Source organism: Ruminococcus sp., from assembly GCF_016287535.1.
GTDB lineage: Bacteria > Bacillota > Clostridia > Oscillospirales > Ruminococcaceae > Ruminococcus.
Genome location: NZ_JAEFAJ010000013.1, coordinates 47614 through 74432, shown reverse-complemented (window position 1 = coordinate 74432; position 26819 = coordinate 47614). Strand labels below are relative to the sequence as shown.

Genomic DNA, 26819 nt, shown 5'->3' with positions numbered 1-26819 from the left:
ATGAACTTTTTGCTGTGATATTGACATTTCTATTAAAACAGGTTATAATATGGTTGTAAACAAAAAGTATAAAGCAGACACACAAACAGGAGGCAGCCGGAGCCGTTTCCGGTAATCTATTATGAAAGGAAAATGACTTATGATGAAAACTAATAACGAGAAAAAGGGAAATACAGCTAAGAAGCTCATACCGGCTGCAATGATGCTTGCTGTTTCTGCTTCAATGCTGGGAACATCCACCTACGCGTGGTTTTCAATGAATAAGACTGTTACCGCTACAGGTATCAGCATGACAGCGACAGTTCCAAATCAGCTCCTTATCAAGGGTTCTGCAGAGAATGCGGCTTACAAGGCTGCGATTGCATTTAACGAGAGCGTTGATTCAGCTGTTAATACAAGCGCTGCATTAACCAACCTTGTTCCTGTTGCTTACAAACAGCAGACAGCTGCTACTTCCGATCCTAATAATACTTTCAAAAAATTAACTACAGCTGGAATGGCAAAAGTTGATGAATTAGGTCGTGTAAGCGGCACTGTAGTTGATCTGTCTTCTGCGACAGACGTTGAGGCTGCTACAGCAAATACAGATTATTTCTACGACACATTCACTTTGAAGTATGCTGGTCAATTGGATGCTTCTATTAGCCAGCCAAGAGTAAAGATCACATTTACTGATAATGATACTACAAATGCTAATTCTCCTATTGTTGGTGCTCTTCATGTTGTATTAGTTGATAATGAATCAACTCCTAATGTATATGAATTTGATATGGGTTCAGCAACATGGACTACATCTGGTGATGATGCTAATAAGTATGTTTATACTCCAACTAATGTAACTGCTTTCGATACAGATAATGATGAGGTAACATATAAAGTGTATGTTTTCTATGACGGTGAAGATGCACAGTGTATGAATGCTAATGCTATCAATCTGGATACATATGCGTTTACCTTCACTTTCGATCTTGTTGCTGCTACACCTTCTGGTGGCGGCGGTGGCTAATAATGTCTCACAGCTGAACATACAGGCACATATAAATTATAAAAAATCACTCCCTCTCATAAATTCCTCCAATTCATAGGTAAGTTTAGGCCTTAATTAAAGTTTCTGTGAACTCAAAACGGCGATGGCATGAGAGATTCATGATAGAAGTTTCATAATAGGCTGTAAACCTCCTAAAGAGTTTCCCCTCCCTGTCCGGGAGGGGATTACTTTTTAATATCTATATGTTAATTTTATATTGGATAATACTCACAGTTTATTGTTAATGATTAGCGAAATTTCAGTGAAAACGCTTGCAAATTCTTTTGTTTTATGTTATAATATATATTGAAAAGAAGTGTTTTTTTACATGGAGTATTTACTGCTGCCGGCAGTAAGCATGATCTGAAATGTTTGGGGAACTTACAGAGAGACTGTGCACAAACAGTATGATCTGAATAAGGTTCGTCATCATTGTACCGGAGCAGGCTCCCGGCATCACTCTGTCAGAGCCTGCACGGTACGCTGTAGATATGATATTCGCACTGCGGCTGAACAGCCATAAGGAGGTGAGGCGATGAAAAAACAGAATAGGGACGGAACGAAAAGCAGTGATGAGACTGAAAAAAAGCGGCGCTCCTCACTGATAAAGCTCGGTTCTGTTATGGTACTCGCCTTCATTGTATGGGTATTCAGCACTATTGCATGGTTTTCCATGAATAAGAGCGTTAGCGGCGGGGGTATGGGAATAAACGTGGATACCGGTCCTTTTGTACTGGCTGCCCGGGGAGACAATACGGGAGCGATAAGCTATACAAAATCAGGCGGTGTCTATACCTCGGAGCCTCTGTATGAAATGACAGGTGCTGTAGGCGCCGGGGACGGCGCCAGCTACACATACTCTGGTGTAACATATTATACTGCCAGAGGCGCGGATATAATAAAATGGAGACTCACTGATAACTATGATCCTGCTGACGAGGGCATAGGTCCTGATTCCAGCGGTACTTTAACATTCTATCTCATACCCAGCACCGATTCAGGCTTTACAGCGCATATTTCACTTAATATGGAAGGCTATAAGGCTGATGTGAGGATAAACAATGATGAAAACGATGCGCAGCATAACGGTTCTTATGCGGTCTCGAACCTGACGCGGATAACTTCGACCGACTCCGAGTATGCTGCCTGTGAATATCTGAACCGTCGTATCCTGTTTTTCAGCGGCGGCTCAAAGGGAACGTATACCGGATTTATCGACAAGGACGGATTTGATCTGACCTTTGCGGATAATGAGGTGACTATGGGAGTCCCTATCGAGGTGACTCTCAGGTGGATATGGCCGAAGACCTTTGCTCAGATGGCGTGTATCTCCGAAAATACAGCGGATAATATCACCAATGATACAACAGCTCGGGCGGCGATACGTGCATATATCGTGGCTGAGCCGCAGAATCTCCTGAACAGGGCGACAATAAGCAGAAATGAGGCTTTGCTGAAAATGTCTGATGACGCAGGCGATCAAACGTACACGTTTAATGCAAGCAAAGCGCAGACTAATCTGATCGCGCTGAGCGAAGGCTACAATCTTGCTGACAGCAAGGTGGGAAAGGACGTTCAGTATATGCTGCTTTCAGTAACAGCTGAATGAATATAACATGAAAGGGGGCGCTGATATGGGCTTAATGAAAAAAATATCCGCAGCATTCAGGAACAGAAAACTGCAGGTCATCACTGCCGCTTTGCTGACATTAAGCCTGCTTATCATTGCCCCGACGTATTCGTGGTTCAAAAAGCAGCAGGAAATGGCGAGATATGAAAAGGTAAGGTCGGTAAACACCCTTTATATCACTGCTGCGAGCCGAGAAGATGTAAAGAGCTTTCAGATAGCCGGCGTGGACGTCAGCGAGAAAGCCTTATGGGATCTCGGGAACAGTCAGACTCAGCGTAAAACGTATCAGGATTACGTCTTCTGTGTTGCCGGAGATTATGTTTACAGCTATACCCTGCAGCTTGCTCACACTACGAACAATAACTACAGGTACGAGATATTCGAGGCGGAGGCAATGGGCAGTCCTCCGGCAGGCGGTGTGCCTGAAAGGGACTATATCGAGTATAAGATCACAGAGGATTATGATCCGGCAATACTCAGTGAGATAACCGCAAAGGATATATATACAACTAAGGCGGCAGGGGACGGGCTCCTGTATTACAGGATAAAAAAAGCTGACAACTCTGTTCCGGTATCCCTGAACGCGGTAAATCCGACACAAAACGATAAAAGCCTTGTTACACCGTCAACATATACGGTCGGCGGAGAAACCGTGACATATAACGGGCATTTCCTTAACCGGACAACGGATTTCTCTGCAAACAATACCTATCATAATGATACATACAGCGAAGACGAGGATAAAGTTGATGGTAATGCAGAGCCGCTCTACTGGCAGGCGAACGGCATATCCGGAGGAGATGTTACCAACAGCGATTCGTTCTATCATGAATATATACTCCGGATATCCTGGGACATATCAGGAAACAATGCCGCGACTACAGATTATAAGGACACGGATATAATTTATGTTATGGCAAAGGCGGACTGATCTTTGATATCTTTTATGAAAGGAGATGCACAGATGGGAAAAGCAGAGCGCTTAAAAGCTTTTATGAAAAAATACTGGGCTGCTGTCTGGGTGACCGCGGTGATAGTCTGTGCAGTATCCTGGATCGCATTTGCTGAATATGATTCAAACAAAAACCGTGCGAAAAGAGTTGCCGCGAATGTAAGCAGCGGAGGGCAGATGTTTTCTTCCGATTATCTCGAAAAGGATACGCCTGTTCACAGAGTTCCGTTTTCCGGAGGGACTGACGGCTATTGCACGATACCGGTACAGATATGGAATTTCAGCACCTCCAATCCGGGAAAGGGTTATCCGGCGGTTCTTCCGTATACCCTGACAGCTTCACTTGTGGAAAGGGTGATCGTTCCCGCAGCGAATGAAGGTGAACAGGATACGGTCGCCTATAACGAGATCACTGACAGTTCACTTGATGTTGTGATAAAGCTTGACGATCAGAATATAACATGGGTCCAGAGCCAAAGTGCTTATGTCCTGACCGACAGCACAAATTCCTTCACAGCAGATCAGAGCGGAAACTATCCGCCTGCAACGAAAGTGCATGATCTGAAATTTCCCGAAAGTCTCCTTGCAGCCGGCAGCAATGTTTATGTCAGGCTGGAAGCTGTGCCGACAAACGGAGATACCAATCTGAAGCCGCTCAGCGGTATCTTTGGCATCACATCTGCGGCTGAAGCCCTTGAACACGGCTGGGCGGGATATTTCAGCGATAATAAGGCCTATAACGATTACGACGCGTTCAACTACGTATTCAGCGGAAGCGGAACGGCAACTATCGATTTCTGGTGGTGTTCTGATTATCTTGAGGTCAGTCAGATAAGCCTCGATAAGTATAATGATCCTACCGTTATAACATCTGCCGGCACTACCATGAATAATGTGACAGGAACATGGAAAAAGATCACGCTCAGCGCAGACTCTGATGTTCTGAACAGATACGACTTTCAGCTGTATATGACAGGAGATCCGACTTCGGATTATACAGATCCTGCGGCAGGTGAAAATGAGTCTCCGTTCTGGAAAAGGGTCGAGAGCTATGTATACAAGACTATTACCTGATAAAATACCATATCTGATTATATGGCGATCATACAGGCGAGGAGGGTAAAGTATGAAAAACAGAAATGAAAGAATATCTGCTGGTATCAAAAGGATCATCAGCGTTTTTCTGGCATTGACATTTGTATTGAATATTTCACCCTCCGAGGAGCTTGGCAGTTTCCTCAGAACGGGGATAGAATTTGTTGCTGAAGCTGCAAATAAGGATCATGTTCCGTCGGACAAGAAATTTAATGAAGAACAGCAGAAGGTCCTGAGCTACAAGAATGATGACGACGTCTATATTCTTGACGGAATCAAAAAAATAGAAGAATATTCCAAGGCATATTATTCGTTTTCCCAGTATCATCAGGGAGATACGATAAATATCGATTTCAGCGGAACACAATCCAATGATGATATAGATGAGTTCCTTGCGATAGGAACTGAGCAGTTTCCGTTCAGAGGAAAGATAATCCTCTCAACAACTGCAAACAATAAGCTTGTGCTCCCCGAGGCTTTCTTTGATTACGTTTATGATTCGGTACAGATCACAGACTCTGTAAATGACGCTCCGTCACCGCTTATCGTAACAAGGACCATCGACGATACAGGCGAGCCTGTGCTTGCCCGCCATGTCCTGCATGACAGTGAAGCCGTAGGCGTTGTGAACTGGCAGATACAGCTCGATCCCAACGGAGACAACAATTACAGTACAGGCGGCATTATCGGCGAGATGGAAGCGAACGCAAAGCTCATACTCGACGTTACTGACAATACCTCCTGCGATATATACGGAACTGACGATATCGGATATATCTGCGGCAAAATGGGAAGCGGAAGCTCTCTGAACGTCAGGTCGGTCACGGGAACAAAGACCTATTCCGTAGAGACTGCAAACGGAAATGCCGGCGGTGTTGTTGGCAGCATGGCGGAGGGCTCGGTACTGGAGCTCGGCAGTAATATGCCGGATCCGACGGCTGCGGTAACAGCAAACGGCGACGGTCATTACGCAGGCGGTATCGTTGGCTATAACGACGGCGGTACGGTCAGGTCAGCTGAGAACAGCGGCAGTGTCCCGGTTTTCTCTTCGGCGTCAAAATATACTGTAAATAATGAGCTTGCCGGAACATATGGCTCCGGCGGAGTTTTCGGATACTACAGACCGGTATTTCAGGAAAATGAGACAACAGGTGTAATTGAAGCCTTATTCGATATCTCATGGCTTCAGATTGGAACATCAGGTACAAGAATGACTGCAAACGGAAACGGTTCTGTTGGCGGTCTGTTCGGTGTGCTTGTCAATGAGTCGGCTGCCGAAGCTGAGGGAATCGTAACTTACTCCTCAGGCGATATCAAGATATATGATTCTTCTGACAATTCAGCCGTGATCTATATGGACCACAGCGGAAATACAGATACGAACAATAACAATGATATCATAAATTACGGCGGCGTTGCCGGCAGATATACAGCCTGCGATCTTGACGGCTCGCTTGAGGTGAAAGACGTTTCCGTAAATGTTGCCCGCAGCGGAAGCAGCAGCTATGTAAACTACGGCGGCGGTATAGGTATCACAGAGGGTGGAAACGGAAATACAGAGAATTCTCTGTATGTAAGGTTCAATGATTACAGGGCTTCAGTTGTAAGCGGGAACGCTGTGTCGGATTCTGTTTACGGAGGCTTGATCGCTCGTTCCGCAAATGCATTTGTTGACGCTAAAAATGTTACTTTGAACTCCACAGGCAATTTCTACGGCGGCGGCGTTATAGGACGAATGGATAACGGCGTTCTGCGTCTCAGCGGAACAACAGACCTGACGGGCGGTCATGCCCTGAGCTCGGATAACAGCTATTATGAGGGTCAGATAGTAGGCGGCAGAGACAGCTCACTCATTTTTGCCGAATACGACCCGGATAATTCCCGTAAATGGGTACTGAAAAGAAGCACTGCCTGCGCTGTTGACGATATAGGCTCATGGGGCGGGGTACTGCGCTTTGACGGTATTTCAACATCACAAGCTCTGACCTCTGAAAAATACGGCTCCGGTACTGTTTTAACTGTCAATGAGACAGAACATACAGTTACGGTAGGAGTTCCGGCTGCTCAGACTACTATTTCCTCCGCAGCTGATTTCGCTATGATCGCTCTCCGCTTCCAGCTTGAAGCGGTTCAGGGACTGCCCGTTAAATTTGACAGTAACTGGTCTTATGATGAGACAGATATTATTGATCAGGACATCACATTGAGCGCATCTGCCAGCCTTGCAGGTACGGGTCTGACCGGACTTACAAGGGACAATGCCGAGAATGCTTCCGACAGTGCGGCTTACTGCGTTTACAAGGGAAAGTTCGACGGCGGCAATAATAAGCTGACGCTTGCTGTCGGCGAGCCTTACGGTATGCGCAGCAATACTTCCCTTACCAATCATAACGCAGAGGGTAACGGAAGGATATACAGACATATCTATACCGGCCTTTTCGGTATCGTTGACGGTGATTATGGTACGTCATCGGATTATACGGTAAAAGACCTTACCATATCGGGTACAGTCGATGTCAGCGCAAAGGCTGAGATCTTCTGCTGCGGCGGCTTTGCCGCAAGGTCGATACAGGATTTCTCTGCATATAATGTTGCTACAGAAGGAGTGACTACAGTCGGCGGAGTGACCACCGGTCTGCGTATGACTCACGCAGGAGATAAAAAGCTTTACATGGGACGTCTTGTAGGCGAACTGGGAGCTGGTACAGATGTTATATCGGTCTCCGGAACGAGCAGCAGTAAAAGTATATTTGACGGTACTGTCTCAGGCACAAACAGTGATGTGAACTCCTGCTTCGGCGGTGTTATCGGCAGGATCAGCCATAAGACCGATGAAGACAGAAACTGGTATTTTACCGATATCACATTAAAAGGCTCTGTCAGCAATACAGCTTCAAAGACAACTCAGAAGACAGGCGGTCTGATCGCCGAGATAGCCGGAGACTATAACCGGAACCTGCATGATCGTACTCTTACGCTGGACGGCGTAGAAACTGACGGCCTGAAGGTGACGGGTTCTTTGGCTGCCGATGGTACAATGGGCGGTCTGCTCGGATACGCATGGATAAAGACAGACGTTGCGGTAACTGATGTTGACGTAAAGAATTCTTCCGAAGTAAATATCGGTGCGGCAGCAGGAAATACAGCAGGTCTTGTGTACCGTGCGACAGGTCACTGGACGATTACAAGTCTGGATATCTCAGGACTGAAAATGACTGCTTCCGGTGCTTCCTCTGTGGGAGCTATCGTCAATAAGGGATATTATTATTCCGGCGATAATACTGACTTTTATTCGGCACTGAACAGCAGCGCAATATATCTTGAGCTGCCGGCAGCCGGCTGCTACAGCCTTGTATTAAGCAGCTCAAATATCAGTACGAGTGCTGTATTTGATGAGCTTTGCGCTTTTACCTGTCCCTCTGCCGCAGATATCATGAAAAACGGAAACGGTATCATTTCCGTAGTGACAGGCGGCTTTTATACAAACGGCTCCACCGCGAGCGGAAGCTATCATGCACAGACCTCTTACGGTGCAAAGCCGAACCCAAATTCAAGATATTACTATGACCTTACAACCATAACCGCTGATTTGAATACACCGCAAAAGAAGCTTATGAGCTGGGGCGTGAATACTTATGCCTGCGAGAACCTGAAGCAGTATTTTGCGGACCCATTCGGTAACGAGATCACGGATGCCATCTATGATATGAACGGGTACAGCTGGTATCCTGTAAATGTTGACGCAAATATCAAGGTAAACGGAACATTTACATTCAATAACAGGGGATTTGAGGAAAGTGAGGCTGTAAAATACGCTTCGGAGACAAACTCATATAAGCGTACCTCTCTCTATGATTCTGCAAAAAGCAAAAACACACAGCATTATCTCATGCATAACGGACTGTTCTATGATGTTTATTCCTGCACCCTGACGGTCGGTAGTGTCGAGCTTTGCGGAAACATAGCCGGTTACTCTCAAAGCACCGGTGAGGCTGATATATGCGGTGCGCTGGTATGCGGCAGGGTATACGGTTCATCATCGAGTATGGTGGGAGCTGTTAAAACCGGAACAGGCAGCAATGACGGCATAAGTCTTGCGGGTATCGTGGTATACAATGTAAGCGGTACTGTGAATAATGCGCTTAATGTCTCTGACTACGCTCCGCTGCTCATCAACAGGCTCGACAGCCACTCCTCGCTGAATCTTGGCAATGTGAGCACCACAAGTGATTATAACTATACTGATAACGGGGTCAGCAGGTCACGTATCGCGGCTACGAGCCTTATAGGTGATGCAGGCAGCAGCTCCGCGACAGATGTCAATGCCGAGTTCAGGCTCATGACTCTTGACGGAAGAAACAGCACAGGCGCCGCTGATACAGCTCTGAGTACAACAGGTCAGCTGGATCAGATGTACAGCACATACAATTCTATATTCTCAAAGGCTACGTTCCTGAATTCACTTTCATTCAGCTCCGGTTCCTCGGGAAGGTATAACTTTACATGGAAGCAGGACTGGGACACAAACGGTGATGATACAGCTGACGCTTTGCACAGAGGTAAAGTCACCTATGGCAAGGAGCTTGGCTACGACAGCGTGAATTATCCTAAGACGGGCGCAGTGTCTCCTTATTACAATTCCCAGTATCCGGACGAGGAATTCAAGTATTACGGTTCAGACAAATATACCAATCCTTTAACCGCAAACGAGACTGGTACAGAGCATCAGTACGCCAATGGTTTCCTCAGCAATTTCCTGCCTTATGTGGCTGAGCGTTATAATGCAGACAGCCATAAATATCAGCTGCAGGTGAATCATGCTGCGATAGATTCGATCACAGGCTGCGGAACCTATGATCATCCCTATGTTATCTCAACAGGTGACCAGATCGAAAATATCTGTGCATGGATAAATAATAGTGCTGCGGGAGCAAGTATCCGGATCCCTGCGGAAGGATTGAGTTGTTCCGGAGATACTATAACCGGAATCAATGGTACATGGTGCGCAGATCATACATCAGATGTGCTGTGTGTATTTACTGATCCCGGCTTTGAGTGTTCTGTATTCAGTGCAGTTACACCTGAAAGCGGTGATAACCCGAGTACGAAAGGCTGGTATGAACGCAGCGGTGATTATCCGGATTACACTTATAATTTATCATCAGATCCTTCTGTGAATAATAGTAAAACATATTATACGGAAAAAACTTATACATTGGAGGAAGGTGTGCTTAAAGCTTACCTGGCAGGAGCATACTACAAGATCGACGGTGAAGCAAATGCAGAAGATCTTATCATTGATGATGAATTTGACGGATTAGGCAAGAACGATAATGCGGCGTACCGTTTCCGCGGAGTATTTGACGGTAATCATAAAACCATTACGAACAAAACCTCTGCTCCGTTCATCTATTACAGCAATGGCTGCGTAGTGAAGGATCTGACTATAAGCGTTGAACCGGTTCAGGATATTCAGCTTGTAGGCTATCAGGTGAATTTTGACAGTGCATGGAGTTCGAGAAAAATCGGTGATACAACGAAGCCTCCCACAGGAAATGACGCGTACGGCGCTGTGATCTCCCGTGTTATGGGCGGAGATACTGTCATTGAAAATGTGTTCGTGAGCTATACGAACATGACTCAGCAGTTTGATCTGCCGGGTAAATTTGCACAGCTTGTCCCGGTTGGCGGATATATCGGTGTTATTGTAAATGGCGGCGTTATTTTCAGAAATATGGGCGACGCTGCGGCTGCTTATGCGGAAGCCGGATTATATGATGATCTTATAAACGGAACTCCTGATACAGCTTATAAACCAAGCGGCGAATCTCAGGATTATGTTTCTGCTGATTCAGATTATACAGCAACGACCGAGTATCTTGACAATATGGCATGGCTTTACATAAATCCATACATCGGACGTGTTATCAACGGATTTGCCGTTACTGAATCAGAAGCTTATGCTCCTTATGAGAACGGCGAGAGAGCTTTCGGAAGCGGAAGCCCTGTATCCGGAAATACTGTTACTCTGCAAAACGGCAGAAAGCATTATTCTATAACTGATATCGACACATCTGATACAATAGATAATAATGAATCAGATGATGTAAATATTGACAGCGGTCAGGACCTTTTCCTGATGTCGCTTATTATCAACAGCGGAATTGAAAAAGAAACTCTTGGCTACAAACAGGCTTATAAAGTCTCAAGATCGGCAGACTACTCCGATATCGGAACTTCCGAGGGAACAAGTACAAGCTGCAATGATTATAATAATAAGGCCAAAAATGATGTTTTAGATTCAGGCTTACATAAATCTGCTCAATATGGCTATCTTTCAAGCGCATATAATAAAACAGGGAAAATTTTTGCCGACAACAATAGCCTGACGCTTACGATCGACAGCGAGGTTTCTGGTGATATTATTCTTCCTGACGGCTTTAAGGGTATCGGAAATCTGTTTAACAGCGTCGATGCTTACAGGATAAAGATAGTGACCTTTGACGGCAGCGGCAAGACTATTTCGCAGAACACAAGCTACTACTACTATGACACGAATTTTGATACAGCCTATCCTCCAAAGGCAGGTATTGACGGCGGTCTTGGATTTATCAATTATATTAGTTTTGCAGGCGCATATCAGAATCTCTTCCTGACAGGCAATGTAAAGACCGATCTTGTCAGCCAAAAGGACGGAAGCTTTGTTACATCCAAATCTCCAAATGCTCTGAACAACGGGCAGTATCTGTCAGCAGGAATGCTTATCGGAACAGCAGTTCAGAATACTACGATCGAGAATATGGCGCTGACAAATATTGATGTTTTCGGTCTTCGTAATACCGGAGGACTTGTTGGATATCAAACAACTACAAATGGTCCGGATGGTTCGCCTACCACGCTTAAATATGATGTAGATGCTGATACGAACTATGATTCTGATAAGATAAAGGTTCACGGCAGGGCGAGCACAGGTGGAATGATAGGCAAGCTCAATGCCGGATACGCTAAGGTCGATATGGGCGGCAACACCTTTAACCTCACAGAGGTAGTTTGTGACAATACAAATTCAAGAGGCGGAAACTACTACGACTTCGGTGTCGGAGGATTTGTCGGCATGATGAGAGCTAATGTAGGTGCAAGTGCTGCTGATAATGATACAGACAGAAGCTCTAATTTCTTCAAAAACATTGTTATCGGAACACCGGAGCAGCGGCAAGAAGTTGAATGTGAAAATACAGATATCTTTACTGCCGGTGTTGTTGGAATAATGAATAAGTGTGCAGGTATTACAATTGAAGGCTGTACCTTCTATAACCTTAGTGTAGTTGCAAAGTTCGGTGCGGCAGGACTTGTTGCGTTCCCAACGACAAGAACGCCTGCTAAAGTTGTCAATACACATCTTTTGAGTCCGCTTAACTCTACGATCGAGAGTACCACTGATTTTGCAGGCGGTATGATAGGAAGCTCCGACCCGAGAGAGAATGAAAGCAACGGAAGCCGTGAATTTGAATTCAACAATTGCTCTATCAGCGGCTATACTATCGCAGGCAAAAAGGGCGCAGGCGGCATTATCGGTTTCAGAGGAGCTTATGATGATTCTGTTTATCTGTATCTGAACAATATCAAGGTAACCGACTGCACGATGAAAACAGATGACATGGCGGGCGGTCTGATAGGTGAGATGAACGAGCCTGTTGTAGGATATAATATTCTTGCAAGTGATATTGCTTTTGATCAGTATACGCCATTGGAAGAAAACCAGGAGCCTTCATACAAAGCTGGTTATATCTGCGGTTCAATCAATACCAAAAGTGAGAACTGTACCTATAATACAAGCGAAGGTGATCAATCAAAAATCACAAATAGAAGAACAGGTACAATTCCTTTCATTAAGCTCGCAGGATTCAGCAGGCAGGACATCAAGGGCGCAAACACCATGATCGCTGAGCTGGTCGGACAAAATAACGCCGGAGGCGAATACGGATCAGGAGGCTATGTTGTATTTGCAGACTATAATAATATGGCAACGACAGTTGGAAACGAACTGTTCTCCAATGTCGATACCGGTGGAACCAATGTTATAGATACTGTGCCGGACGGACGTGATGATACTGTAACGAAATACGCTATCCCTGTTGCCAGCGGCGGTATACCATCAATGAGCAATGCTCATGAACGAGAAATCGCGGGTGAGCAAAATCCCAAGACTGACCACTATAACGAACAGGGTACAAATGGAACAAGCTATAGCGCGGGTACAAAGCTTGCGTATTTGGTCAATAATCCTACTGCGCTTTCAAGTATAGATGGATTTGCTGCTTATGGTGCAACTGTCAATGGCAAAACGACAAATGGATTTTATATCTACTGTGTTGGACAGAATAACTTACTTGATGATTGTAATAATAAAAAAATGGGATATCTTACTGGAACTATTACAGAGTTTTATAAAAAGAACACCACAACTAAACAAGGACAAGTTATTGCACAAAGTATGGATCTAAAAGATGCAGAGGTTTATTATTTTGAAAAAGCAACGGAGAATGGAGTTGACTATTATAAGATTTATAAAGTTGTGGAGGAGGAAATCAACGGTATATCACAAAATGTGAAATACTACATTTATCACGCATCAAATACTACACGTGCTGCTTTTAGTAAAAATAATGCTGAATTATTTGAAGTAAGTAATGGAACAGATTCTAATGGAAAAAAGACATTTCGTTTTAAGAAAAAAGGAACAGCTAAGGAATACCTATTGCACTCCAATGGTGGCGGCGGTATAAGATACTATGCTGACAATCCAAATGGTAACTGCGATTTCATAATTTATTCCGTTCCTGATGAAAAAGCGCTAAAAGCATGGGACTATGGCACGGTTAGTGAAACAAATGGAACATTTACCTTTAGTACTCCAAGTGCAGAATCACCAAGAACCCCTACTGCCGCAGAAATAGCAGACTTTACATCTTACTGCAATAATTCTCAGGATCATGAGCTGTACTACGTTACAAAGACAGAAACAGTCAACAAGACAAAGCCCGGAACAAACCTCCCGCCTTATGTTACTACAAATCCAAAGAAATATATCTCCGGAACGCAGTTCCTGACAGGCGATGCCGTCGGCTACAACAGGTCAATAACCTATGCAAATTCCACTATAGGAGCGATACTTAACGCTACGGACGCAAAGAAGTATACTAAGACCGGCGACAGCAGCGGCAGCGCAAAGGCTTCGCTGATAAGCAAGCTCAATACCTATGGCAAGTATTCGTCATATCAAAAGGAAATGGGCTTGAAGGCAGGCGATGGCGTAACAGTCAATTTCCCTGTTGTTGTATGGGACGATGCTACGAAGGAGACTACAACAGAGTTCTTCAATAATTATCTGCAATACCTGACAAATACATCCTTTGATTTTGCAGAAGGCAATTCAGATGTGTTCAATATTCAGCTCGGAGCCTGCGTCTGGAACGCCGGCACCGGCAGATTTGACTATTGTTCAGGTGAATATGACACAAACGGAAATGCAAACGGTTCGTACCTGCTGAACAGAAGCGGTGAATTCCAGCTTCAGAAAGGAATGTACGACAACGAGGTCGGGGCACGTTTTACCCTGATAGATGTTCAGTTCTACGATCCCGGTGACACTTCTGCCAACAGGAAGATCGCCTATCATCTGTATGTACCGGTGCTTATCAAGAAAATGCTGTACTATGACTTCCATTCGTCATTCCTTTCCGGCACAAATTACAGGATAGCTCCTTATGAGAATAAACGAAGCAGCGGAACAGGTAATACGCTGATAGATAATATCGGAAATCCTGTTACTCTTGAGGTCCAGTGGACCTATGACCGTGACCTTGCAGGCTGGCAGTCGTCACTTGAATCCGGCGAAGATCTGCTGCATACCTCGTTTGACAGGATAATTCGTGTCACAGATCATATAGGCGGTCTGCCGGATGGAACGCAAATGGTGCTTGTCGATGTTAACCGCAAAAACAGCTATTATTATGCGTCGAAGACTGATGTCGGAGCAGGAACGTGGCGGAATTCGACTTCATACAATTTCAATTTCACATCATTCAGAAAAGAACTCAGCAATGCGAATTCAGCTCATTATTCACCGCCTGTCCTCAATGATTACTTTGATGTTACAGTAACTAATGCGGATGAAAATGCGAATGTAAAGTTTAAAACAGTACAATCTGAGGAAGATGCGATCATTTCCGACGGCACAAATTATTATGCTATTGATAATTCCAGTGGTAATACCGGAGGTTATGTGATCACTCTTTCGTACAAGTCTTCAATAAACACTGCCGGCGATACGAATGCAAATACAAAGGACGGAAAGATACAGGACGACTATTATATAACATTTTTCACGGAAAACGATACTTCAAATAATGCTGAGCTGTATCATCTTGAATTTGACGATAGAGGAAGCTTCGGAAACAGTGATTATCCTACTCTTGCATCTGACAATTATGCTTCGCATATCATAACAGGTGACATTTTTGTAAATGAAAACTTCAGTATCAGTGATATGAACACCAGAACAGAAATGTCACTGATATCAAACAAGACAAATGATAAGATATGGGCTACATTCAGCGTAGATGTCGGCGTGAACGAAGCACTTAAAAATACCCTTAGATCAAGCTTCGGACTGTCCAATGTAGAGGTTTATCAGAGTTTCCTGATAATGTTCAAAAAGCAGTCGGCTTCATCGTCGGTACAAGGTATAGCCTCACGTCCTTCTGATATTCACGTATCGGAGTATACGATCGGACATATCGAACATGATGACAGTACCGACACGGATGTACGCAGAATTGATTACCGGATCGATGTCAATCCTGCTACGAGCACCGGAATGTCTGATCCCAATACAAATGAGATGACCACGGCAAATCATATAGAGCTCCGCGGAAATACGAACCTGAAGAATTATATGAAGCAGGCTTGTGAAAGTGCCGGTAAGAAATACAATATCTCTGCCACATTTGAGCTTTCATATACAGAAGAAGATAAGCTTGCTGCTCAGTTCCCGACACGTGACTCTTCAAATCTCAGTCAAAGCAGCATAGGAACCCTTATCGGCGGTTCGTCGAATGTAGCGTCTACTCCGGAGGCAGCGGTATACAGTAAGAATGTCGCGGTAAAGGCAGGTACTATGTGGGAGACAACATACTCATATTACTGTACTATCAATACCAATGCGATACTCACGCTGAATTCGGACGACGCAGACAATGATCACGGTGAGTTCTACCAGTTCGGTATCAACGCAAATGATATTGATCCGGAAAGTCTTACAGATGACGGATATGTTCCGGTAAAGCTGAAAGCTGTCTATGACGTATCAGATCTGTCAGCAGCTGATAATGTTCAGAACATGAAAAGCATGAAGCTGACGTTTACGGTCAGCCGGAAGCAAAACTACGGAACAGCGCTTGACATCGCTGAATATATTGATGGACTGGCAATCTCCGGAGCGGAGCAGGAGGAAGGCGAGGAGCCTGTATCCGCGCCAACTCCAAACACGTCAGATCCGAAGAAGATAGTGTATACTGTGACTAATCCGAGCAATTACTTCGATTATGATCCGGATACAAATGTATATCAGATACCAGTTAGCTTCAATGTGATAATAGGAGACCAATTCGGTAAAACTGATGAAAATGAGCGCTCTTATTATTATTCAAATTACATGATAAAGCTTGAGATCGAGATGTTTACTGATACTGCCGCAACGGAGAATATGGAGGGTTCCAAGGATGACGATCATGTTATCTACACACACGCAAAACTGTTGACGAGCATTATCGAATGATCTGAAAAAATAGTGTATAAGCGGCTCGGGAGGCGGCATACCTGCTTCCTGAGCCGCTGCTTTTTCTTCATGAAAAAGCAGCCAGCTGTTTCAGGGATATTTGGTTGAGAAAAAAGATGATAATATACTTGATGTAATGTGCAGTTGACTATAAGGCACAAACAAAAGGTATCTCATTGTATATAATGCTGAAAGTTTTTGACTATATATGAATTCTTAGAGAAAATATTGACAAATCAGTGTGGGCGAGGTATAATATAATTGTAAACAAAAGGTATAAGTCGATCCCCCAGATCACTTAAAAAATGCCCTCTATTTATTGATCCGAACGGATCAGGTTTATGAAAAGCCTTGTAAAAATGGTCTGTGAGCTCTAAGCAGTTATGGCAGAGAGTTCCATAATAAAAGATTCATCATAGGCACATAAAACCTTCAGTTTTATGCACCGTCAGTTTGGTGCTGACGGTGCAGCGAAACAAACTTTATTAATCGACAGCTTGCTCATATTCTATACCTCAACCCGTCGGGCGATAGTCCGGCGGGTTATTTTTAATGTTTTAGCGGCGGCATCATGAAGAAATTGTATATTTCTGTGCCGGAAACGGCATACGGAAAGTAGTTTGTTATATGATATTTACTTTTTGTAAAAAAATACTGTTTTTTTGTTAGAATTAATAGTTATTTCATTGACATTGCACTGTAAATATGGTATAATAAAACAAATAAAAGAAGAATTTTAAGGAAGAGGGGGGAGGATATGGCAGAAAAGAATTTAAAGGCAACGGTTGACGGTCTCCGCGCCGTTGAGCTCAATTATCGGAATATCAGGGAGATATCAAGCGGTCAGACCGCTTTCATCCAGACGAAGACTATGCTGAATTCGCCTAATTTAGGCGTACTTTCACCCGACACGTACCGTGATGTAGCTGAAATGACAAATCAGGCGGATCAGCTGTTCCGGTTGGAGCTTATACAGGCTCTTGAAGCAAATTCATCGTTTTATGAGCGTGATATTGGATTCAACTGGCTGTCAGTCTATCTTCCTGTACGTCTTTTGCGTGAAAAGAGGACCACAAAGTTTGCAGCCGACTATGCCGCACGCTATCAGGTCGCCACGAGCCGTATCTGTTTTGAGCTTTCCTCGAAGCTACTTACGGAAACTGACGAACAGGTACCTTCAACGATACAGACGATGCGTAACCTCGGATTTCACTTTATGCTTACGGATTTCGGCGGAAGCTCATGTCCTCTTATGCGCCTCTCGGATTATCCTGTCGACTTCGTAATGCTCAGCCCGGAGGTGGCAAATTATATCGGCAGGGGAGAGCGTTCTGACAACGCGGTAAGGTCGATCATTTCCTTTGTGAATGATATCGGATCAGAGCCCATAGCCGACGGCGTTTTCAACAGCCATCAGGCGGAAATGCTCTATTCGTTTGAATGTGCGTACTGTGCAGGAAACCTTTCCGGCAAGTACATGACGGAAAGATATGTACGAAAGAAATCCGAAAACTGAACATACGGAAAAACAGTTTCTGCGCTTTTACGCAGAACTAATATATAAGGATTGGAGAGTTCACTGTGGATGATAAATTGATTGATGTCCTTGAACTCAGAAGAACTGCAAAAGAGGTCAAGCGTCATGTCGTCCTTATGAGGATACTCGGCCTGCTGGTGATAATTCTTGTGCTTATTGTGGCTGTTGCGTATGCGATATCCTATTTCTATGATAAGTTCGGAAGTTTTACGGTAAAGGTCAACAAGTACGACATGGTGCATCAGGGACTTACACTGTCGGAAACTCCCGAATATGACAGGTCTATAGCAGTGCTCAATGCTAACATCGTTTACGATATGACGAACATAAGCGGCAGAGACCTTCCCGAAAATATTGACAAGATAAACGGAAGTCATAACGGCGATAATTACATAGCCTATACCTTCTATCTTATAAATTCGGGAGATGATACCATCAGCTATACAGGCGAAATGGTCATTGAAAATGTCACGAAGAAGGTCGATGAAGCCGTCAGAATTGCGGTATACAAGAACGGCGAGAAGACTGTTTACGGAAAGACCAAGTCCAACGGCGGAGGCATGGAAAGCGATTGCGACAGCGAGTTTCTGACATCAGGTATAGTCATGAGGACCTCATCTGAGGGATTTAAGGCAAATGAAAAAGACAAATTTACCGTTGTTATATGGCTGGAGGGAAATGATCCCGACTGTATTGATGATATAATCGGCGGTACACTGAAGCTCGGAATGAACTTCAAGATAACCGAATCAACTTAATTTCAATAAAAGGAGTATAATCAATATGAAAAAGGTACTTAGAGTCGGAGCAAATGTGATCGCATGGATAGTGCTTATATTTGCGCTTCTGATAACAATAATAGTATTCTCATCCGGCAGGAACAACGGTGTGGCAAATCTTTTCGGTTACATTCCGATGACGGTAGAATCAGATTCAATGAAACCTACCTTCAGTAAGAATGATCTTATAATCTGTAAGGAGATCGATGATCTCAACAGTCTTAAAGAGGGTGATGTCATTACCTTCTGGACTGTCATAGACGGGGTAAGAGTAAAGAACACCCATAGGATCGTAAGCGTCAATGCCGATGAGGGCGCAAGGAGCTTTGTTACACGAGGCGATAACAATCCTATCGACGATACAGCTCCTGCATACGCAAGCGACATCATCGGTAAATGGACAAATACAAAGATAGTGGGCTTGGGAAAGTTTATGGCTTTCCTGCGTACAAAGAAGGGCTTCTTTATTTGTATACTCATTCCGATGGCGATATTCTTCCTTTTCGAGCTTTACAAGTTCATCGTTGCACTTATTGAGGTAAGGCGTCCGGCTGCTGCGGAGCAGCTTGACGAGGAAGAGATCAAGCGCCGCGCTATTGAGGAATACCTTGCAAGCAAGGGAGAAAAAGCCGACAATATCGCCGGAAAGGCTGAAGCGGTAAAGGAAAAGGTTTCCGATACCGCAGAGAAGCTTGAAGAAAAAGCGGAAGCAATTAAGGAAAAGGCAGAGGAAGCAGCTTCCGGTGCCGCAGAAAAGCTTGAAGAAAAAGCGGAAGCAATTAAGGAAAAGGCAGAGGAGATAACTTCCGGCGCTGCCGAAAAGATAGAAGAAAAAGCAGAAGATCTAAAAGAAGAGGCAGCAGAGGAACTTTCAGAGATAGCGGAAAAAACTGATGACAATGCCGGATGATCCGGCAAAGATCTGCGGTGATACCCGGATCTGCGGAGATTATTATGAATGAATTTCTAAAATGGTTTTTTGCATTTATTTCTGAGATGCTGAAGGGTTATGCAGAGATAATACGCGGCTTCGGTCACGGTATCAAGCAGATCTTCAACATAAAGAACTACATAGATATCTTCAAGGAACATTCTCAGAATTACGGTGCCTTAGGCTGGGTACTGTCCATATTTGCGATAGTGGTCGTAATAGCAATATACGTTCTCCTGGCAATGCTCATATTCTTCGGTATACGAAAATATATACGCTTCAGACATTCCCTCGTCAGCAATGAGGATCTCCTTGAGGAGATATCCGAGCTGCAGAGAAAGGTCATGAAGATGGCAAAGGAAAAGGACGAGATCATGGCTATGAAGGTCGCCCAGATGGGGCTTCCCGCAGGCTCTGGTGCATTGTCGTTTGCTGACGGAAATGCGGCAGGTGCGGAAGGAGAAGGCGGAGAAGCTCAGCCGGCAGTTGTGGAGAGCGGCGTTGTCCAGACGACAGAGCACAGATTTTCAAAGCTCATCGAAGTGGATACCTTCTACAAGACATATACTCCGCCTGAGTATGACAACGATATCGACCTTGTAGGTATTTGTGAGAATTTCAGAAATTTTGCGTGTTCAAGAATGCATCTGTACTATGAGCCCAAGGTAGTACGCTTGTTCATGGCCGGTATGGCTTCGACCAAGCTGATAATCCTTCAGGGTATTTCCGGTACAGGTAAGACCTCTCTCCCGTACTCCTTCGGTAAGTTCCTGCAGGTGGATACGACCATAGCTTCCGTACAGCCTTCATGGCGTGACAGAACGGAGCTTTTCGGATACTTCAACGAATTTACCAAGAACTTCAACGAGACAGAGGTGCTCAAACGAATCTATTCGTCAGGCTATAACAACGATGTAAACCTTATCCTTCTCGATGAGATGAACATCGCCCGTGTCGAGTATTACTTCGCGGAAATGCTCTCCATCCTCGAAATGCCGAACGCAGACGAGTGGGAACTTGATATTGTTCCCAATGTATGGAGCACTGACCCTGAGAATCTTGACAAGGGCAAGATACGCATCCCGCAGAATATATGGTATATCGGAACAGCGAACAACGATGACTCCACATTCGCTATTTCCGATAAGGTTTACGACCGTGCTCAGCCTATCAATCTTGACTCAAAGGGCGTAGCGTTTGATGCGCCCGATACGCCGCCTATGAACCTTGGCTTCGATCACCTTGATCAGCTGTTCAGGGATGCGTTCGACAAATATCCCATATCACAGGAAAATCTCAAGAAGATACAACAGCTTGACCTCTGGGTAATAGAGAAGCTGAGAGTTGCCTTCGGTAACCGTATCCTGAAGCAGATGAACCTCTTTGTGCCGGTATATGTAGCCTGCGGCGGCGACGAGCTTGACGGTATCGACTACATACTCGCTACAAAGATATTCCGTAAATTTGAATCTCTCAATCTCGCCATGCTGAGAGAAGAGCTTCGTGAACTTTGTGCCTACATGACCAAGACATTCGGCAAGAATAAAATGAACGAATCCATAGCTTACCTTGAAAGACTCCAGAAGCTGTTCTGATTCGGAAAAAGCAGGTGAGGACAAGTGAACGACTTATACAGCAAGTGGTACAGTGAGTTTTCGATACTTACTGAGGTATTCGGCAGTGATGAGTTATACAATGCACTTGATTCCCTGCTGAATGCGAGCCGTAACACATTTGCCTTCAACCGTAAACTTATGGAGAAGGCGATAGATGTATCGTGGGTAGAGGCTATAGAGAACGGCATTATCCATGTTGATAATTTCCTGAGAAGTCCGAGACGTACTATAGAAGACGTGGAGGAGATAGTACCTATAGCGCTGTCAAGAAAGACCACCATAGAATCGGTCAAGCACCTTGCGCAGCATACAGACCTTATCCAGAGCGTTGACAGGAAGACGGGAAAGATAACTCCGTCGAAGATACTGAACGTACATAAGGAAGAAAGTCTGCTGACCTACGAGAACAAATTCATAAACACCCTTATCGACAGACTTTACATCTTCATAAATACCCGCTATGAGAAGCTTGCACAGGTATCAAAGGACGAAGAGGTCTATACTCTCGGCTACGATACGGTGATAGATGACGGTTCGGGCGGAAAGATGAAGATAGATCTGAAGATAGAGACAATAGACAATCTCGATTCCTATGACGCCAACGGATATACCGTATGGCAGCGTGTCGAAAAGCTGAAAACAGCTATTGAGGGCTACAAGGGCTCGGAGCTTTGCAAAGCTCTTGGAAATACATATATACGACCGCCTGTAATGCGTACCAACGCGATCATGAAAAACGTGGATCTGAAAGCCTGCCTGACGCTCTGGCAGTATATAGAGAGCTACGACAAGGTTGGCTATGAGATAAACGTAGAAAATACTGCGATGCAGCCGCAGGAGGACTATGTAAACGATTTCTACAAGCTTGTAGTGCTGAATCTGCTGCTTTTCCGTTCGTACATGAACGTGGATACAGCTGATAAGCTGACTCATCTGAAGACTCAGACGGGCAAGCCGATAGCGCCTAAGTTCCTGAAGAAATTCGACAAGACCCTTGCAGCGGATTACAGTGTTTCCTCCGAGACTACAGCAGGATATATCGCTGCGGACGGCGATTTCAAAATGGAGAAGCATCTTCCCGAAAATCTGACGGAGATGTTTCAGGAGCTATCTTTAGTTATAAAGCTGGAGACAGAGTATCTCGCAAAGCTCGAGACCGAGCGTGCGGAGGAAGAAAAGCGCCGTCAGGAGGAAGAGGCAAGGCTCGCCGAGATGCAGCGTATCGAGGAAGCAAGACAGGCAGAACTGGAGCGTATCCGCATAGCCAAGGAAGAAGAGGAGCGCCGCGTTCAGGAAATGCTGGAGCAGAAGCGCGCCGAGCAGGAAGCGGAGGAACGCGAACGCCAGCGGCTTGAAGCAGAACGCCTTGCAAGACTTGAGGAGATACGCAAGCGCGAGGAGGAAGCACGTCTCAGACGCGAGGAGGAAGAAAGACTTGCCGCAGAGCGTGAGGAGATACGCCATAATAAGGAGATCGCCAGAAACGAGCTCGGTGAAGCTGAGGGTCTGGACGAGGAAGCGCTAAACAGGGAGCCTGACGAGGCTGAGCTTGAAAAGCAGGCTTATGACGAAGTCACAGAAGAAGAGATCGAGGAAGCAAAGGCTGAACTTGAATCAAACGAGGAAGGCGAGAGCTTCGAGGATCCGAGAGCTGTTGCGGCAAGAAAAAAGCTGGAGCAGCAGCGGCGTGAAAAGGAACGCGCCGAAACAGAACGCGCTCAGCGCCTGAAGGCGGACAGACAGCGTTTTGAAAACAAACCTTTCAGGGAGATATACCGCGAATATTCGTGGAATCCATTATATGTGCTTATCAGACTGATAAGACATCTGCTTGCGGTGGTATTCGGAATCATACCAAAGGATACCGACAACCCGCGCTATAAACAGCTCCTTGCTGAAAAGCAGGCAAAGCAGGAGGCAAATGAGCACGAAAAGCAGGAAAGAAAGGATATGGAGGTCTACTACAGGAAGTACGGGCAGGCTGCCCGGTACAGGATAATGCGTTTTATCAGCGATATGAAGTTCAAACGCAAGAAGCGCATTGCTGACAAGAACAAGCCGAGACCTGCATATACCCCGCCTGTAAGAACTCCTGAGGAGCAGCTGGCAATAGATAAGGAAATGAAGCGCCTGTACAGGGAATACCATGTTAATGCCCTTGAGAAGCTTCGCCGTGCTGTTGAGACCCGCAGAAAAGAGAAGAGAGAGCTTGAGGAGAGCATACGTGCAAGTGCCGAAAGTATCGAAAATCTTGAAATCAGCTCCGTGGAGACTGATGAGGAGGACAACTCATCAAGGATATCAAATATCATAGTTGCAGTCATCACACTGCTCGCACTTGCCTTTGTTGTATATGTAATGGTGTGCTCAGCACACGGCAGGGCAGTTAATGTTTTCGGAAAGAGCATACTCAGGGTAGTCACCGGAAGCATGGAGCCTTCAATATACACAGGTGAGTATATCATAGTTGAAAAGACAGATGTGAACGCTCTTTCGGAAGGGGATATAATCTCATTCTACTCTGAGCAGAGCGATATCCGCGGACTTCTCGTTACTCACAGGATAGTCGGGAAGAACAGCGACGGAAGCTACATAACAAGAGGCGACGCCAATCCGGTCGATGACAGCGTTTCGGTAAAGCCTGAAAACATAGTCGGCAAATACACCGGCAAGGCAAGGTTCTTCATATGGCTCAGTTCATTTGTAAATATGAGGAAACTGCTTCTGCTGCTTGTGGTTATACCGATGACGGTTATTGCGGTTTATGAGGCAAGGACTGTTGTGAAGATCGGCAGGGAAACCGCTGAGAAGGAAGCTCTTACTCCTGAGGAAAAACATGAAGCTGCAATGCGTGCGGCTATCGAAAAGGAAAAGAAACGCCTTGAGGAGATAGGCTACAGCACCGAAAACGAGGTGAATACGATTGAATCAAGAGAAACTGATGAAGAGGAGAATGATTAGTGCGATCATTCTGTTCATTATAACATTCATTGCACTGCTCGTATTCATTGCCCTGTACATGGATGAAGTCAGACGGGTGCAGGAGACCTACAGGAATCAGTACCGTACAAGTCTCGGAGATGTTATTGAAGACATCGGCTCCTACAGGAACGGCGAAGGAGATATGGAACTGAGATACAGACGTATTCTCAGTGATATGAGCGGTGCGACCTCATTTGTGTTCCTGATAGATGACCTCGGGGATGAAAAAAAGGTTATCAACGAGGTAAATACCTGCATTATGAAGTACCCGGAGCAGATGAGAAGTAAGCTTGACGAGCTTGAAACAGCTCTTCAGGATATACTTGACGGTCTTGATAAAGGGTATGATGAGGCAAAAGCCCTTGTCGATTCCATAGACAAGCAGGGCTATTGATGCAGAGGAGGATTTATTATGGGCGAAAAAAGACGTCTTAAAAAGGAAATAAAGCTCTGCATGAGCACTATCAAGGAGATCGAGAGAAAGCGTTCCCGTTCCCAGTCAGCACTTGTACAGGCAATTCTTTTGCAGGAGCAGCCTGATGAAACGGACGTAGAGTGGTTCAATAAATATACAGGCGAAATAACCGCCTGCCGTAACCACATGATAGAGCTTCAGAAGAAGCTCAGGTCTCTCGGCTGATAAAAAAGAATAAGGACGTCTCCGGAAGAGACGTCCTTTCTGCATATATAGCGGCTTATCTTTTCGTGTGACACTGTCGCTGAAAAAGTGCTGCTCATCGTTTTGAAAGTGAAACATACATAATCAGATCCGATACTTGGAATAAATGAAAAAAGACGCTATAAACCGGGAAAAAACGATGCACAGCACCTTGCTTGGTGGAGGCGAGGAGAATTGAACTCCTGTCCGAAAGCCCATTCATGCAACTTTCTACGAGCGTATTTTACCTATTATGATTCCCTGCAATTACCGCCGATAAACGGGCTGTTATCACAGGTAGTCCGTATACAACTGACGGACACGGACACTTCCGACAGTCGTTCACCGCTCATTGATGCCCAAGCGGGAGCCGCGGTACTCTCCCGGTGGACAGAAGCTGACTTATGCAGCTACCAGTTCGCTATTTCTAGAAACTGTAATGTTATTTCTTGCGTTTATATTTAAACGTGGCACAGGTTATGGAGATCATGCCATTCTCCGCTCGCTTATCACACTTCAAGACCCCCGTCGAAACCTTTACGCCCCCATAGTCAATGAGGGTACAGGTAGTGGGAGCTGAAATGCTCCGAATAATATTATACAATATTTACAGCCGTTTGTCAACTGCAAACATTGTCGTTATATGTAATATCACAAAAGGGTTATTTCCTGTCTGTCAGCGTCAACACGGGCAGCAGCCCCATAGGGAAGTACAGCTCTCGGAGCGGAATGACCGAAGTTGACATTATAGAGTATGGGAAGCTTACTGTTATTGACGATATCGCGCCATACTGACTTGTATTCCTCGAAGTATTTTTCGTTCATGGGCTTGCCGATGATGATACCGTTTATATTATCGAAAACGCCCTTTTGTTTCAGAGTGCTGAGGTATTCCGCAAGCATTTCCGGAGCCGGCATGACCTCGCTCGTTTCGGCAAAGAGTATCTTTCCACGCCACTCTTCGGCGTTGGGGAAAATGTTATATCTGCGCGTTATTTCGCTCTGATTTGCAAAGTCATCTCTGAGCTGCGGACATTTCTCGAATTCGTCTGCAAGCAACTCGCCGTACCTGTCGATACTGCCTGAAATGAGCATTTCTCCCATACTGTCGATACAGCCGCCGAGAAGCTCTCCTTCAAAAAAGTGACTGCCCTGCAAAAGCTCATAGCCGTGCTCTTCCCTGTGAGAAACGGGCATAGTGCCGACAGCAGCTGCGGAGAAGTCTGTCCTTTCCTCATACCATACGTCGGAGGGAGTTATCTTTCTTCCGTGATACGGTGCAAAGCAGCTCCCGAAATGAGCCTTTGAGTAGGGAAGCATATCTCCTGAAAGCTCTGCAAGGTCGCACATGAAAGCCTGACCGTAGAAGGTCTGCAAGCCGAGCCTGTGAAACATCAGATGGTTACTGGTAGTGTCGGAAAAACCGAGGAAGAACTTAGGGTGCTGCTGAACCGCCTTTTTGAATTCTTCATCTTCCATGAGATAAGGAAAAGTGCGGAATGTATCTATACCGCCGATAGCGCAGATGATACCCTTTACGGAGTCATCAAGGAAGGCTTCCTTCAGATCGGCAGCCCGTGCCTCAGGGTGTTTCATTATATAATCTGTACCAATAAGAGCGTGTTTTGTGAAAACGGGTTCAAGACCGAATCCACGGAGCATTTTTATACCGAGCTCTTTTTCGTGAGAGCAGTACGGCTCGCCGAGTATACCGCTTGAAAGACATATTACAACGACCTTGTCGCCTTTTTTAAGAGGCTTGGGATATATCAT

Annotated in this window: 13 protein-coding genes and 1 other RNA gene; 12 read left to right on the top strand and 2 right to left on the bottom strand. The window is 45.1% G+C overall.

Going from position 1 to position 26819, the window contains the following annotated elements:
- The first annotated feature begins 139 nt into the window (after positions 1–139).
- The 12 genes from QZZ36_RS07015 (at position 140) to QZZ36_RS06960 (ending at position 25028) form a co-directional block, all read left to right on the top strand.
- On the top strand, positions 140–1006 hold the full coding sequence (locus QZZ36_RS07015) for a hypothetical protein (RefSeq protein WP_295078964.1): 867 nt from the start codon (positions 140–142) through the stop codon (positions 1004–1006).
- 556 nt (positions 1007–1562) lie between these two features.
- On the top strand, positions 1563–2636 hold the full coding sequence (locus QZZ36_RS07010) for a hypothetical protein (protein ID WP_295078961.1): 1074 nt from the start codon (positions 1563–1565) through the stop codon (positions 2634–2636).
- Between the two features lie 25 nt (positions 2637–2661).
- The gene (locus QZZ36_RS07005) at positions 2662–3588 is read left to right on the top strand and encodes a hypothetical protein (protein WP_295078958.1); all 927 of its coding nucleotides are present in this window, start codon (positions 2662–2664) and stop codon (positions 3586–3588) included.
- A gap of 33 nt (positions 3589–3621) precedes the next feature.
- On the top strand, positions 3622–4683 hold the full coding sequence (locus QZZ36_RS07000) for a hypothetical protein (RefSeq protein WP_295078955.1): 1062 nt from the start codon (positions 3622–3624) through the stop codon (positions 4681–4683).
- 52 nt (positions 4684–4735) lie between these two features.
- A complete protein-coding gene (locus tag QZZ36_RS06995) occupies positions 4736–16543 on the top strand; it encodes a hypothetical protein (protein WP_295078952.1) in 11808 nt (3935 codons plus the stop codon).
- Between the two features lie 757 nt (positions 16544–17300).
- Positions 17301–18059, top strand: coding sequence for an EAL domain-containing protein (locus QZZ36_RS06990; RefSeq protein WP_295078949.1), 759 nt, complete (start codon positions 17301–17303; stop codon positions 18057–18059).
- A gap of 65 nt (positions 18060–18124) precedes the next feature.
- Entirely contained in the window at positions 18125–18838 is a 714-nt protein-coding gene (locus tag QZZ36_RS06985) for a hypothetical protein (protein WP_295078946.1), read from the top strand.
- 25 nt (positions 18839–18863) lie between these two features.
- Entirely contained in the window at positions 18864–19769 is a 906-nt protein-coding gene (locus QZZ36_RS06980; protein ID WP_295078943.1) for a signal peptidase I, read from the top strand.
- Between the two features lie 44 nt (positions 19770–19813).
- Positions 19814–21385, top strand: coding sequence for a hypothetical protein (locus tag QZZ36_RS06975; RefSeq protein ID WP_295078940.1), 1572 nt, complete (start codon positions 19814–19816; stop codon positions 21383–21385).
- A 24-nt stretch (positions 21386–21409) separates the two neighbouring features.
- Positions 21410–24367: a signal peptidase I gene (locus QZZ36_RS06970; RefSeq protein ID WP_295078937.1), complete on the top strand. Its 2958-nt coding sequence runs from the start codon at positions 21410–21412 to the stop codon at positions 24365–24367.
- Positions 24348–24782 (top strand): hypothetical protein, encoded by a 435-nt coding sequence (locus QZZ36_RS06965; RefSeq protein ID WP_295078934.1) that lies wholly within the window; start codon positions 24348–24350, stop codon positions 24780–24782. The genes QZZ36_RS06970 and QZZ36_RS06965 overlap by 20 nt, the downstream gene beginning before the upstream one ends.
- Before the next feature lie 18 nt (positions 24783–24800).
- On the top strand, positions 24801–25028 hold the full coding sequence (locus tag QZZ36_RS06960; protein ID WP_173458339.1) for a hypothetical protein: 228 nt from the start codon (positions 24801–24803) through the stop codon (positions 25026–25028).
- Positions 25029–25223: 195 nt separating this feature from the next.
- Here the strand turns inward: QZZ36_RS06960 and ssrA are convergent.
- Together ssrA and QZZ36_RS06950 are read right to left on the bottom strand one after the other, a co-directional pair.
- Positions 25224–25593, bottom strand: a transfer-messenger RNA (tmRNA) gene (gene ssrA, locus QZZ36_RS06955).
- A gap of 104 nt (positions 25594–25697) precedes the next feature.
- Positions 25698–26819 carry a S66 peptidase family protein gene (locus QZZ36_RS06950; protein ID WP_295078931.1) on the bottom strand — a complete coding sequence of 374 codons (1122 nt, stop codon included), beginning with the start codon at positions 26817–26819 and terminating at the stop codon, positions 25698–25700.